Below are 13,260 nucleotides of genomic sequence, written 5' to 3' on the forward strand. Positions count from 1 at the left end.
CCCTTCTTCCCCCGGGGAAGCTCTGAATCTCCCCTAGTAGAGCGCGCGGATCGCTCCGTCCCGGTACTCATTGGGAGACAGTATCATCGGAGCGCCTGTGATATCAATGATGGATCTCCCGCCCAGAAAGGCCGAGGGCTCCTTCGCGAGAAAGTGCGTATCATACATCGCCCCCTGGCCGGACACGAGCTTCACGAGTGCGACCTTCTTCTTTCCCGGGCGGGCGATGTCCTGGTAGCTGTGCTTCTCGGTGAATTTCCCGGGGTTCAGCTTCTTCAGCTTCTCCCGGATCTCCTGGCAGAAGCGGTCGCAGAGACGGTGGACCGCATCCGGTCCTGTCCTGTGATAGCCCTCCATCGCCTTCAGCGTCACATCCAAAAGGAGAATGATGTCGTCCTCTCCCGGTGTGCCCGCCCGTCCGAAGATCATATGCTCATCCAGCATCCCGTCCGAGTTTCCGAAGGCGCTGATGGGATTTCCCTCCGTATCCGCCCCTGTCAGCACCACATAGACGCCGGTCAATGTATGCGTGATGCCCTCTCCGAGTCTCCCGAGCACCTTCGCGGAGATCGGGATGACATCCATGATGGAATTCACCGGGATGTGCCTCTTTCCGGGAGGAAGGATGCTGAGCCTCGCATCCGTGATCAGCGGCTCCTCCTTCCTAAACTCCGAGAGCGCGGCGGGGTTCAGCGAGAGCAGATAGCTCCCATCCTCTCTCTGTTTCAGAGAAAAGCGCTCGGACTCCTCCACCTCCGATACATGATAGGCCTTGATGCAAAGCTGGCGGAATACGATTTCTCCGTCCATGCTGTCTCTCCTCTCTTCTTCGCTCTCCCGCGGCATCCTCCGAAAAATGCCCCGATGCCTCTCCTTTCGGAAAATCCGGCAAAGAAAGCGCTGTCACAGGCGAAGCCGGATACATGGATGGATCCCATGCATCCGGCCTCGCGGATCACTTATACTTTTGCTGCGTATTCATACGGTAATGGAACTACCTTTCCTGCTGACTCGATCTTCTCGAGCTGCTCTAAAGTATCCTTTACAATATTATACTGCATTTCCCTGTTATTTGGCTCACCGGCATTTGCACCCATCGGAACGAGAGGAGCAACTGCTCTCGGAGAACCGGTCTGTCTTACGACAGGAGGAAGCGCGGCAATGATGATTGTCGGAATGCCCGCTGCCTCGATCGCTCTCTGCACAAGCACGGCAGAACGATGACAGGTTCCTCAGCCAGCGGTGAGGATTACAGCGTCAACGCCTTCATCCTTTAAGATCTTCGCGATCGCAGGTCCTGTTTCGTTTTTGAACTTTTCCTGATTTCCGCCGCCGCCCATGAAGCCGACGTGTACCGGCGCCACACTGCCGATGACGCCGTCACGCGCGAGCTCATGCAGACGGTCAATCGGGAACATACAGTTGATATCCTTATTGACATCACTGTTATCATATCCGCCGTGAGACACCATCAGATCGCTGGAGGGCATCGTATCCTTGATGATCCTGTAGCTGAAGTCGCCGGCCAGGTTAAAGCGCTTGTCCTCTTTCCAGTGGACACCGGCCGCCGTGGCAATCGCGATCTTCATCTGATTCAGCGGCTTTGTGACCGGAGCCCATACAGGAGGAGGCGTGACCGGTACGAAGATCTCGGACTGGAGCCCCTTTACTACTGTAAAGCCCATGTCTTTTCTCCTTTCATAGATTTTTATGTAATCCTCCGCTCCTTCGGTCAATGACCTCTATGGCGGAGATTACAGACGTACTTTTCATTGACCTCCGGGCCGAGCTGTTCGATGAAGCTCATGCGAAAGCCGACCTCCTGCCCGACCTTTGGTTCATAATCCGTGATGAGCATCCTCATCGGGATCTCCAGATAGCCGAGCCTTCCTTTCAGGTCAATGCCCACGGAACCATCATGCACCTCCACGATGATCCCCTCCATGTCTATGATTTTGTCCATGTATTTCGGCATATCTTTCCAGCCTTCCCGCCGAATTACATGTACTTTTCCTTGAACTTCTCGCTCATGGGGAGAGAGGTCTCATTCTCCACAAGCTCGACAGGCTTTCCTGTGACATTGGAGATCAGCTCCTCATTCTGCGACTTGACGCTCGGATTCCACTTCTTCTCCGCCTTCTTGATCTCCTCACCGGACATCTCAGCCTTCAGCATATACATCGCGCGGACCGCATCCTCCGGGCAGAGAGTATTGTTCGCGAGAATCTCGTTCTCGATGCCTCCCTCGGACTTGTTGTTGTCCACCATCGCGGTCATGTACTTGTTTCCGACGACGAGTGCGCCCTGGTTCGCGCAGAAGGACATTCCGACGACGTGGATGCCGCGCTTTCCGATCTGCTCGATGTGGCTTGCGAAGTCGATATGGTTATTTCCGAAGCCCTCGGTGGTGACGAACGCGCCGTCCGCTCCGATGACCTCCAGTGTCATGCCGACTCTGCGGGAGACATAGAACTTCTCCGCATTGATCTGCGGGGATCCGACGAGCACCACGCCCGCGAAGTCGATCTCCTTGTCATAGAGCGCCTCCAGGACAAGCGGCTCCCTCCAGTAATGGCGGGACATCTCCTTCGACGCCGGCCCGATACAGGTCAGTGCGTGAATGCAGCCGTCCAGAAGCTCGAGCGGAGATACGACGACCGGGACATTTCCGAGGTCTACGTTCGGGCGCGCCCCCAGGACGCCGACCGGCTCGACCGGGAGGAGGAGGTTGTCATGCATCGCTCCCTGTCCCATGATCTCCTTTACGACGACGACCTTCTTCTTTCCGGGGTGCCTGTGCTGCTCAAAGGTCTCCGTCCCGACGACGAGACTCTCATCTGCCTTCTTCAGGGCCTCGCGGATCTCCTGGGTGATGACATCCGTCGCGCTGTGCGCTGCCAGGGGGCCCGGGCGCTCCATGTTCATCTTCGCCTTGATCGTGACATTGGTCTTGATGAAGATGTCTCCCTTGTCCGGCGCACCGGGGCGGCCCCACATGATATTCTCATCGAGGAAGCCCTCGGAGGAACCGAACTCACCGATCTGAACGCCGTTCTCATCCGTCCCGGATACGACCATGACGACATCGTCGAAGACTCTGGTCACGCCGCTTCCGAGCTCATCCTCTCCCTCCTTCACCGCGATCGGCTGCACATCCATGATCGTATTGGAGAAGGTATGGTACTGATCGGGGGTGATGATGTCGATCTTCAGATCCAGCACGATATCCTGGGAGTCGACCGCTTCCTTCTCAATTCCCTCGCGGATCGTGAGGACCGTGCCCTCCAGCTTCGTCTCCGGGCCTCTCCGGACCTCTGTGATCTTAAAATGCTTTCTCGTGAGGCTTCGGACGAGGATATCCTCCTCCTTCTCAGACGCCTCGGCCTGGGGCAGCGCGGGAAGAGCCTGTCCGGCAGCCGCCGCACTCCGTCCTGCGGCGGGAGCCGCTGCCGCAGCGATCCCCATCGGGATCTGAATGTCGATCCCCTTCCCCTCTCCGATATGAATCTTCAGTGTGCCGCCTGCTGCCAGGGGAGCGCTCCCCTGTACCGGCGCGGGCGCTGCTGCAGGCTCTGCCGCAACGGGGGCCTCCGCCTCCTTCTTCTCCTCTGCAAAGCTCTCCGCCGATCTCTCCACGAGATCCGCGGTGAGCGGCGTCAGGGAATCACAGGTCTTTAAGAGCTTTCCTCCCAGAACCTCGCCGATCTTCAGCGCTCCCTTCAGATTGAGAAGTCCGGAATCCACGAGCTCATCAAAGATCTCCGGATCCTCCAGATTGTGACTGGAGAGAATCACACCTTCCTCTGCACGGCAGCAAAGCACTGCCGGGCTGTCCTTGTGACTCTCCGCATATTCTGCCGAAATAGACATAAAACCTTTCCTTCCTTTCCCGCTGCTCTGATTCCCTGTGACTCTATCCCTCGCCGTCCGGCGCGGCAAAGCGCTGTCCGCCGCCCCGGATTCTGCCGTCCATCAGACGACTTCGATGTGGATATCTCTTCCGGAACCTATATGGATACTGAAGCAGCCATCCTCCGTCCGGAAGACGTAGTCCTGCTCCTGGCTCTCTTCTCCGCCCTGAGGCTCCGAGGGCGCGGCTTCCTTCACCGCCTCCTCCGCTTCCTCTTCGACCTTCTTCGACTTTGTGAGATAGCGCATCGGCTCCATCCCCACTGTCTCGAAGACATGATCCGTCTGATGGTGTACAACGAGGCCCAGCTTCGGGGCAGATCCCATGACGGTATTGGTGCAGTCGCTGCAGTTCCCGATCAGGATGTCGGTGCAGCCGGCCTTCTTGAAATTCAGGCACTTCTGCGCCTGGCCGGGGCAGTTTCCGGGATTCTCACACTTTAATGTGCCCTTCACATCTACCGCCTGCTTGCAGGCCTGGACCTCCGTGACCACCGCGTTGTACTTTTTCGCGAGGTCCTCCATCCTCTCCCGGTTCCCGCCGCAGGCGCAGAGGAGAAGCCCGAGCTTTGCCTTTTTCAGATCCGGGAAGGGCTCCGTCACGATGATCCCGCCCGTCGTCTTTGTGATCGGCTCATCCATCCCCACCGCATGCCCGGTAAACGGTCCGCCGAGGATGATCTCCCCGTACTCTCCGTCGATGCCCCCGGCTCTCTCGATCAGCTCTCCGACGGTCGTTCCGATCGGAACATCCTGGAAGACCTGGGACTCCGTGCCCTTCTTCAGCTTTCCCGCGACCGTCAGGTTCTTCGTGAAAACCGGCCGTCTGTCCTCGATTGCCTCCGCCACTCTCAGCACGGTCTCCACATTGATGACCACGGCATCCGCCGCGGAGGGAAGAGCCGTCGGAGGCAGCAACTTTCCGAGGACCTCGCGGACCACGGCGCGCTCCTCTCCCATCGGATAGAGATCCGGGAGGAGGTGGATTCCGATGCCCGGGTGCTCCGGGAGGTATTTCTTCAGCTCCTCGATCTCTCTCTTATGCTTCGCCTTAATCGCGATCACCGCCTGCGGAGCATGCGTTATCTTCATGCAGTACTCGACGCCGCGGAGCGTCTTCTCGCACTGCTCCATGATCTGCTTCATGTTGTGGGCGAGCAGCGGCTCACACTCCGCCGCATTGACAAGGACATAGCCATTCTTCAAGTCGAGCTTCAGCTTGACATCCGTCGGGAAACCCGCGCCGCCCATGCCGACGACGCCGGCCGCTCTCACAAAGGAGAGAAGCTCCTCGTCCTCCGGCTCGATCTTCACAAAATCCTCCGGCTGCTCCCCGCTCTCTTCGATCACGACTGCGGAATCCGTCAGCTCCTTCACCCTGCCCGCCGTGCTGGAAAAGATGCGGGCTCCGAGCTTCTCCGGCTTTGCGAGAAGGCTGCCGGGCCGAACCTCATCTCCCACTGATACAAGCGCTGTGGCAGGCGCGCCGATATGCTGCTTCAGAAGTATTGTTTTGTACCCCTTCCCCATCCGGGCTCTCCTCCATTCTCCTTTATCTCCATCCCGCCCGAAAAGGGTTTCCCGAGAAGCCCTCTCCCCGCGGGGAGCTGCATCCCCATTGACTCAACCTGACTGCGGCTCTCTGAAAAAGCAAAAGCAGCTGACGAAATAATCAGAATTTTCTATCAATGATCTTTCGTTCCATCAAGATTCCTTGTTGATTCGTGCTAAATATATCGCGAATCTCCTGTTTTATCAAGCCCCTCCGGCCTTTATAGAAAATTCCCATAAATCCCATTGAGTATCCCTGTCTTTTCGTCAAAATATCTTGAACTGCGGGAATACCTCTGCTCTTCCGCCCGGCTGTTCCAACACAGGAAACTCTCGTTCATTCCGGCTGATGCCTCCCGGGAGAAGCCGCGTAGTCCCTAAGCTATGGATGCAGCCTCTTCTCCGCGAGGATGAGCTCCTCCGCGTAGGGGAGCGTCTCGATCCACTCACAGAAGCGGTGCCACTCGAAAAGCTTGTGCGACCTCCTCGCAAAATAGATATTGACCAAGGTCTCATAGTCCATGCTCAGGGTGCGAAGCTGATGATAGGAGCTCGGGAGGAGCTGGATGAGATCATACCAGTCCTCCTTTTTCTTTCCCCCCTCCAGATAGCGGAGGCGGATTTTCTCAAGCTTCGAAATATAGTCCCGGAAGAGGGAGAGCGCCTCCCCGCTCATCTTATCATGGGAGAAATCCTCGAGCGAAAAGGGCTTCGCGTGAATCCTGTGCATGGTGGATGTGGAGTTTGCGACGGTCGCGACCTTATAGGTGTCATATTCCTTCCACCAGTAGAGCGGCGCGGTGACATCCACAGAGACGAAGATCTGCCTTATGAACTTCCGGTGATCCGAACCCGCGAGCCTGAGCCGCCTTGCAAGGGAGAGGTCATTTTCTCCCAGAATATAATTCCCCTCTTCGTCATAAAAGGAATCCGAGTTCTTCCAGGAGTTCATCGGATTTCTCGCCCCCCTCATCGCATTCTCGAGATTCATGACAGCGGTCCGCTCCAGTATAATCATGGACTTCTCCTCTCCCTATCCACTATGCTCCCCCGTCCCGTTCCCCCCTCTTCTCCGAGAATCCGAGCCTTTTAAGGGCAGGAAGCGCAGCGCGAATTCCGCTTGAATCCGCGGGGAAAGCATGCTATCCTCTTTTAGAACAAATGTTTTGAACTGCAGTGCGGCAGACTTTCGAAATCAAAATCCTATTATAAGGTAAAGGCCTGAGAATGGAAAGAAAATACATCAAGATCCGCGGCGCGAACGAGCACAACCTAAAGCATATCGATCTGGATATCCCGCGGGATGAGCTTGTGGTTCTGACCGGTCTGTCCGGCTCCGGAAAGTCCTCTCTCGCCTTCGACACGATCTATGCGGAGGGACAGCGCCGCTATATGGAATCCCTCTCCTCCTATGCGAGGCAGTTCCTGGGACAGATGGAAAAGCCCGATGTAGAGCTCATCGAGGGGCTCTCTCCCGCGATCTCCATCGATCAGAAATCCACGAACCGGAACCCCCGCTCCACGGTGGGGACCGTGACGGAAATCTATGATTATATGCGGCTCCTCTACGCGCGGATCGGCATCCCCCACTGCCCGGTCTGCGGGAGAGAGATAAGAAGGCAGACGGTGGATGAGATGACAGACCAGATTCTGAAGCTCCCGGAGGGGACCCGGCTTCAGCTTCTGGCGCCCATCGTGCGCGGGAAAAAGGGCATGCACGAAAAGGTGCTGCAAAGCGCCAGGAAATCCGGTTACGTCAGAGTCCGCATCGACGGGAATCTCTACGAGCTCTCCGAGGAGATCCGACTGGAGAAGAATCTCCGCCACACGATAGAGATCGTCGTGGATCGTCTGGTCCTCCGAAAGGGGATCGAGAAAAGGATCACGGAATCCATCGAGCAGACGCTGGGACTCTCCGGAGGACTTCTCACACTGGATGTGATCGGCGGGGAGAGCCTGAACCTCTCCTCCAGCTTCTCCTGCCCGGACTGCGGGATCAGCATCGAGGAGATCGAGCCCCGGAGCTTCTCCTTCAACAACCCCTTCGGGGCCTGTCCGGACTGCTTCGGCATCGGCTATAAGATGGAGTTCGACCAGGGTCTCATGATTCCGGATGAATCTCTCTCCCTGAATCAGGGGGCTATCTCCGTGCTCGGCTGGATGAATTCAAAGGACAGCGGGAGCTTCGGCCACGCCATGCTCCTTGCGCTCGCGGAGCGCTATCATTTCAGTCTGGACACCGCCTTCCGGGATCTCCCGGAGGAAGCGCGCAGCGTCATTCTCTACGGCACAAAGGGCGAAAAGGTCACGGTCCACTATGAGTCTCAGTTCGGAAAGGGCAATGTCCATCACGTGGCCTTCGAGGGCCTCCTCGCCAATGTGAACCGCCGCTACCGGGAGTGCTTCTCCGAAAAGATGAAGGCGGAATACGAGCAATATATGCGGATCACGCCCTGCCCGCTCTGTAAGGGGGCGAGGCTGAAGAAGAGCTCCCTCGCAGTGACGCTCGGGGAGCGGAACATCTACCAGGCGTCTGAGCTCTCCATCGAGAACTTCCACCGCTGGATCTCGGAGCTTGAACTCTCGGAGAGGCAGCTTGCGATCGGGGAGCAGGTCATCCGGGAAATCAAGGCGAGAACCCGTTTCATGCTGGATGTGGGCCTGGACTACCTGACCCTCTCCCGGGCCGCCGGCACACTCTCCGGCGGAGAATCCCAGAGGATCCGCCTCGCGACGCAGATCGGATCGGGTCTCGTCGGGGTCGCCTATATCCTGGACGAGCCCAGCATCGGACTTCACCAGAGGGACAATGACCGCCTGATCGCGACGCTGAAGCGGCTCCGCGATATGGGAAATTCCGTGCTGGTCGTGGAGCATGACGAGGATACGATGCGGGCCGCGGACTGCATCGTGGATATCGGCCCCGGGGCGGGAGAACACGGGGGAGAGGTGATCGCGGTCGGAACGGCAGAGGAGATCATGAAAAATCCCCGGAGCATCACCGGGCAGTACCTCAGCGGAAAGCGAAGGATCGAGATCCCAAAAAGGAGGAGAGAGCCTGCCGGCTGGCTCCGGGTCCTCGGGGCATCCGAAAACAATCTGAAAGGGATCGATCTCTCGATCCCGCTCGGCGTCTTTACCTGTGTGACCGGCGTCTCCGGCTCCGGAAAGTCTTCTCTCGTAAACGAGATCCTCTACAAGACACTCGCAAAGAAGCTGAACCGGGCGAGAACGATCCCCGGGCGCTGCAGAGCGATCGAGGGAGCGGAGCAGCTGGACAAGGTCATCGACATCGATCAAAGCCCGATCGGGAGGACGCCCCGCTCAAACCCGGCGACCTATACGGGCGTCTTCGATCTGATCCGGGATCTCTTCGCCTCCACCCAGGACGCAAAGGCGAGGGGCTACAGCAAGGGACGCTTTTCCTTTAATGTGAAGGGGGGCCGCTGCGAGGCCTGCTCCGGAGACGGAATCGTAAAGATCGAGATGCACTTCCTCCCGGATGTCTATGTCCCCTGCGAGGTCTGCGGCGGAAAGCGCTACAACCGGGAGACCCTGGATGTAAAATACAAGGGAAAGAGCATCTATGACGTCCTCAGCATGACCGTCGAGGAGGCTCTCTCCTTCTTCCAGAATGTGCCGTCCATCACGAGAAAGATTCAGACCTTAAATGACGTGGGCCTCGGCTACCTCCGCCTCGGCCAGCCAAGCACAGAGCTCTCCGGAGGTGAAGCACAGAGGATCAAGCTCGCCTCGGAGCTGAGCCGCCGGGGAACCGGCCGGACGATCTATGTCCTGGATGAGCCCACGACCGGTCTCCATTTTGAGGACGTGCGCCGCCTCGTGGATATGCTGCAAAAGCTTGCGGAATCCGGAAATACCGTGCTTGTCATCGAGCATAATCTCGATGTCATAAAGTGCGCGGACTATCTGATTGACATGGGCCCCGAGGGCGGAGATCGGGGAGGCCGCGTCGTATGTACCGGCACACCGGAGGAGGTCGCGGGCTGTGAGAGCTCCTTCACCGGAAAATATGTGAAGCGCTGCCTCCTCTCTCAGGGGAGCTCGATCGCCCTTCCGAGCGAGAAGGAGTAGATCAGCTTCCGCCTTACGGAATACCCGGTAATTCCGCATAGGGCATCGGCGTAGAGGGAAAGCTGCCTTTCATAGCGCCTCCGGAGAATCTCCTCGCTCTTTGTCCTGTCCGTCTTATAGTCTACCAGCGTAATTCCCTTCTCCGAGAGGAAAAAGGCATCGATCACTCCCTGGAGAAGCACCGGCTCCGTGATCCCGCTCTCCGGAAAGAGATAGGAAAAGGGAACCTGCTTCATAAAGCGCTGCTCCCGAAAAAGCATCCCCTTCTCCGCGGCCTCCCGGAATTCTCTTCCCAGCTCAGAATCCAGGAAATGCTGAAAGCTTTCCGGATCGATCAGCGCATACTCCTCCTCCGTGAGAAGAGCTCTCAGCTGCCCGCTCCCTCCTCCTGCAAGATAATCATAGCGGGAGAGGGCGCGGTGATAGGCATCTCCTCTCCGTGCTCCCGGCGTTTTCTCATTTTCCTTCTCTCCTCCGCCATTTTCAGAGGGCAGAACCCCGGCTTCCCGCAGAGTATCGGAAGGGAAATCGGATCGCTCCAAAGGCGCGGGGAGGACAGCTTCCGCGGGCTTCTCCCCACTCTCCCCGATCTCAGATACCGAATACTTCGGGAAAAGCTTCGTCGCGTCCTCATGCGGATAGCGGAAGTCAAAGCGCCGGATGAACCTCTGGAGCTCCGCATCCTCCGGATCCAAGCTCGAAAGCGCCTCCGTGAGCTCGGAGGAAAGCCTGACAGAACGCCTGAGAAGCTCCTTCCCGCTCTCGATAAGCTCCCCCCTTGCAAAGCTGTTAAGGCGGATCGCTCCGGAACTTCCGCTTCGAAGGAGAGAGTCTCCGCCTGCCATCAGGATCCAGTCCAGCATGGAGGAGGCGGAGCGGATCCTCCCCGCGGAAAGCCTGCCCCGTCCGGCAGCCTCCTCCGCCTTTTTTACGCTCTTTTCCATATCCGTGACTGATGCTGTCATGATAAGGCGCTGCTCCGCCCGGGTCATCGCGACATAGAGAACCCGGAGCTCCTCGCCGAGCTGCTCGTTCTCCTGCTTCTCCCGGATCGCCATCCGCTGCAGGGAGGGATAGCGTATCCTCTTCTCCGGATCGATATAGTCCGCTCCGATCCCAAGATCCGGATCGATCAGTACCTTCCCCGAAAGGTTTCTCTTATTAAAGCGTTTATTCAGTCCGGATAGGATGACCACCGGAAACTGCAGTCCCTTGGACCTGTGGACGGAAAGGATGCGCACAAGATCATCCTGCTCCGAGTAGATCGCGGCCTCTCCCTGATCCGCATCCTCCTTCCTCAGTCTTTCGATATAGCGGATGTAGTCGAAAAGCCCGCCGTAGCTGCTCGCCTCAAAGGAAAGAGCGGAGTCGATCAGCTGATCGAGATTCGCGCGGCGCTTTCTCCCCCCCGGCATCGCGGAGACATAATGATAGTAGCCGCTCTCCTCGTAGATCCGATAGAGAAGCTCATGGATGCTGAGTACGCGGGAGAGCTCCCGGTAGTGATCGAGGCTCTCCCGAAAGAGGCGAAGCTTCCGGGAAAGCTCCTCCGGCAATATCCGCTTCCCCTCTTCCTCCGCTCCCTCTATCCCTTCCTCCCCTCTCCTCTCCTCCGATTTTCTCTCTCCCTCCGCCGATCCTGAATCCGTCCCGACTCTCCTCTCCTCTGCCTCCCTCTCTTCCTCAGCGGAGTCCTCCTCTCCTGTTCCGCCCTTTTCACCCGGGAGACTCTCTCCGGCGCTCTTATAGAGCTCCTCCTCCCCCGGGAAGCTTCGCTCGATTCCGCCTGCTGCCGCAATCCTCGCGAGCTCCTCGTCGCTAAAGCCGTAGATCGGAGAGTGCATGAGCGAAGCGAGCGGGATGGACTGACGGGGATTATCGATGACCGCCAAAAAGGCGAGGATGATCTCCACCTCGACCGCGCGGAAAAATCCCGTGCCGGAGATGGAGTAGGCGGGGATTCCGGCATTCCCCAAAAGCTCCGTGAGCTCATCTGCCCAGGAGCCGGGAGAGCGGAGCAGGATCACGATATCCCGGTAGCGATACCCCTCCTCCCTGAGGCTCCGGATCCTCCCTGCGATCAGTCTCGCCTCCGCCTCGCTCTTTCCGAGCGCTCCGCCTTCTCCATCCTCTTCTTCCTCTCCCGCTGCCCCGCTCTCCACAAGGAGAAGCTCGGTCCTGAGATCCCTCTCCCCCGCGGGCGGAAAATCACTTCTCCCCGCCCGGAGGCTCGCCTCCTCCATATAATCCACTCCGCCGACCTCCGCCCTCATCAGGCGGAAAAAAAGTTGATTGACCGAGCGCAGCACCTCTTCACGGCTTCGGAAATTTTTAGAGAGCTCGACCTTCGGATATTGGCTGTCCCTGTACTTCCCGAGAAAGAGATCCGGGCGGGCGAGCCGGAAGCTGTATATGCTCTGCTTTACATCTCCGACCTGAAAGACATCGGGGCGCCCGAAGCGCTCTGCGGAAAGCGCTTTCACAAGCTCCTCCTGGACGAAATTGGAATCCTGATACTCGTCGATCAGGATCTCCCGGAATTGCCTCGCATACTCATCGGCCGCCGGGGAGGGCCTGCGCCCTTCCTCATCCTCTATATAAAGAATTTCCAGAGCCCTGTGCTCGAGATCGGAAAAGTCTAGTATCTTTCTCCGCTTTTTCTCCGAGGCGAAACGCTCCCGAAACTCTGCTGTGAGGGAGAGGAGCACATGAATGCTCTCGGAGAGCCCCTCCTGCATGGCCTCTCTCTCTGCGCCCCCCGGGAGGAAAAGACGCCCCTGCAGCTTCTGGATCTCCTTCTTCACCCCGTTTCTAAGTCCCGCGGCGGCCTCCTTCTTCGGGGACTTCGTGGCCTTAAGGCGCAAAAAGGAGATCTCCGAGAGCTCTGATAGGAAAAGGGGAAGCTCTGAGATCCCGCTGAGCTTCTTCAGAGCTCGGACATCCTCCTCCAGCATCGGAAGATACTCCCCCGGTCCGTCCTCCTCCACGGCGATAGAAAGCGCCTCCTCAAGCTCTGATAGTAGATCCTCCATCCGGCTCTTAAGGCTCTGAAGGAGATAGTCCTCCGAGAGGGAAAGGTCCTTCCCCTCTGCATCCCTGAGGTAGTCCTCCGGCCACGGCGTCGCCTCGGAATACTCATAGACCTTCAGGATCAGTTCTTCGATCCCGGCGTCATCCTTCCCTCTCGTAAAATTTTCGAGGAAGCGAAGATAGCCCGGGTCGCAGGACTCATAATGCTCCTCCAGGAGCTCTGTGACAAGATCGGAGCGTAGCAGACGGAGCTCCCCCTCCTCTCCCACACGGAAAGAGGGATCCAGGTCGATCGAAGCATAATTTTCCAGGATAAGCCTTCGGCAGAAGGAGTCGATCGTACTGATATTCGCATTTTGCAGATTCCCCGCCTCGCGGATCAGCCGTCCGTTCTCCGGATCCTTCCGAAGACGCTCTTCCAGAGAAAGCCGGATCCTCTCCTTCATCTCCGCTGCCGCGCTCTCCGTGAAGGTCATGATGAGAAGCTCCGAAAGAGATGCCGGCTTCTCCCCCTCCGTTAAAAGGGAGATGACGTGCTCCACTAAAACCGCGGTCTTCCCCGATCCCGCCGCGGCGGCAACCAGGAGATTTCCTCCCCGGTGAGAAATCACTCTTTCCTGCTCCTCTGTCCAGACCCTCTCCATGGAAAAGCCTCCTTTTGCTCTGCCCTCTGTC

Annotated in this window: 8 protein-coding genes; 1 reads left to right on the forward strand and 7 read right to left on the reverse strand. The window is 57.9% G+C overall.

Going from position 1 to position 13,260, the window contains the following annotated elements:
• Positions 1 to 33 precede the first annotated feature (33 nt).
• The 6 genes from prdD to HMPREF1986_RS11925 all read right to left on the reverse strand — a co-directional run bounded on the left by prdD (position 34) and on the right by HMPREF1986_RS11925 (position 6,478).
• Positions 34 to 810 (reverse strand): proline reductase cluster protein PrdD, encoded by a 777-nt coding sequence (gene prdD, locus HMPREF1986_RS11895; RefSeq protein ID WP_036600621.1) that lies wholly within the window; start codon positions 808 to 810, stop codon positions 34 to 36.
• A gap of 149 nt (positions 811 to 959) precedes the next feature.
• Positions 960 to 1,685, reverse strand: a complete 726-nt coding sequence (prdB, locus tag HMPREF1986_RS13020; protein ID WP_081443126.1) for a D-proline reductase (dithiol) protein PrdB — start codon at positions 1,683 to 1,685, stop codon at positions 960 to 962.
• 47 nt (positions 1,686 to 1,732) lie between these two features.
• Positions 1,733 to 1,975: a CBO2463/CBO2479 domain-containing protein gene (locus HMPREF1986_RS11910; RefSeq protein WP_009214407.1), complete on the reverse strand. Its 243-nt coding sequence runs from the start codon at positions 1,973 to 1,975 to the stop codon at positions 1,733 to 1,735.
• 23 nt (positions 1,976 to 1,998) lie between these two features.
• On the reverse strand, positions 1,999 to 3,870 hold the full coding sequence (gene prdA / locus HMPREF1986_RS11915) for a D-proline reductase (dithiol) proprotein PrdA (protein ID WP_021775108.1): 1,872 nt from the start codon (positions 3,868 to 3,870) through the stop codon (positions 1,999 to 2,001).
• Between the two features lie 102 nt (positions 3,871 to 3,972).
• Positions 3,973 to 5,439: a proline reductase-associated electron transfer protein PrdC gene (gene prdC / locus HMPREF1986_RS11920; RefSeq protein ID WP_021775109.1), complete on the reverse strand. Its 1,467-nt coding sequence runs from the start codon at positions 5,437 to 5,439 to the stop codon at positions 3,973 to 3,975.
• Positions 5,440 to 5,842: 403 nt separating this feature from the next.
• A complete protein-coding gene (locus HMPREF1986_RS11925; protein WP_009214401.1) occupies positions 5,843 to 6,478 on the reverse strand; it encodes a hypothetical protein in 636 nt (211 codons plus the stop codon).
• A 209-nt stretch (positions 6,479 to 6,687) separates the two neighbouring features.
• On the opposite strand from HMPREF1986_RS11925, the gene uvrA reads away from it, so the two are divergent.
• Positions 6,688 to 9,555 carry an excinuclease ABC subunit UvrA gene (gene uvrA, locus HMPREF1986_RS11930; protein ID WP_021775111.1) on the forward strand — a complete coding sequence of 956 codons (2,868 nt, stop codon included), beginning with the start codon at positions 6,688 to 6,690 and terminating at the stop codon, positions 9,553 to 9,555.
• Here the strand turns inward: uvrA and HMPREF1986_RS11935 are convergent.
• Positions 9,516 to 13,229, reverse strand: a complete 3,714-nt coding sequence (locus HMPREF1986_RS11935) for a UvrD-helicase domain-containing protein (protein ID WP_021775112.1) — start codon at positions 13,227 to 13,229, stop codon at positions 9,516 to 9,518. The genes uvrA and HMPREF1986_RS11935 overlap by 40 nt on opposite strands.
• Positions 13,230 to 13,260: the final 31 nt, after the last annotated feature.

The organism is Oribacterium sp. oral taxon 078 str. F0263, assembly GCF_000469565.1.
Classification (GTDB): Bacteria; Bacillota; Clostridia; order Lachnospirales; family Lachnospiraceae; genus Oribacterium.

Excerpts from the sequence above, each read along its gene's own strand:
- prdA (WP_021775108.1), bottom strand. The coding sequence starts at position 3,870 with ATGTCTATTTCGGCAGAATATGCGGAGAGTCACAAGGACAGCCCGGCA.
- prdC (WP_021775109.1), bottom strand. The coding sequence starts at position 5,439 with ATGGGGAAGGGGTACAAAACAATACTTCTGAAGCAGCATATCGGCGCG.
- prdD (WP_036600621.1), bottom strand. The coding sequence starts at position 810 with ATGGACGGAGAAATCGTATTCCGCCAGCTTTGCATCAAGGCCTATCAT.
- HMPREF1986_RS11935 (WP_021775112.1), bottom strand. The coding sequence starts at position 13,229 with ATGGAGAGGGTCTGGACAGAGGAGCAGGAAAGAGTGATTTCTCACCGG.
- HMPREF1986_RS11925 (WP_009214401.1), bottom strand. The coding sequence starts at position 6,478 with ATGATTATACTGGAGCGGACCGCTGTCATGAATCTCGAGAATGCGATG.
- HMPREF1986_RS11910 (WP_009214407.1), bottom strand. The coding sequence starts at position 1,975 with ATGCCGAAATACATGGACAAAATCATAGACATGGAGGGGATCATCGTG.
- uvrA (WP_021775111.1), top strand. The coding sequence starts at position 6,688 with ATGGAAAGAAAATACATCAAGATCCGCGGCGCGAACGAGCACAACCTA.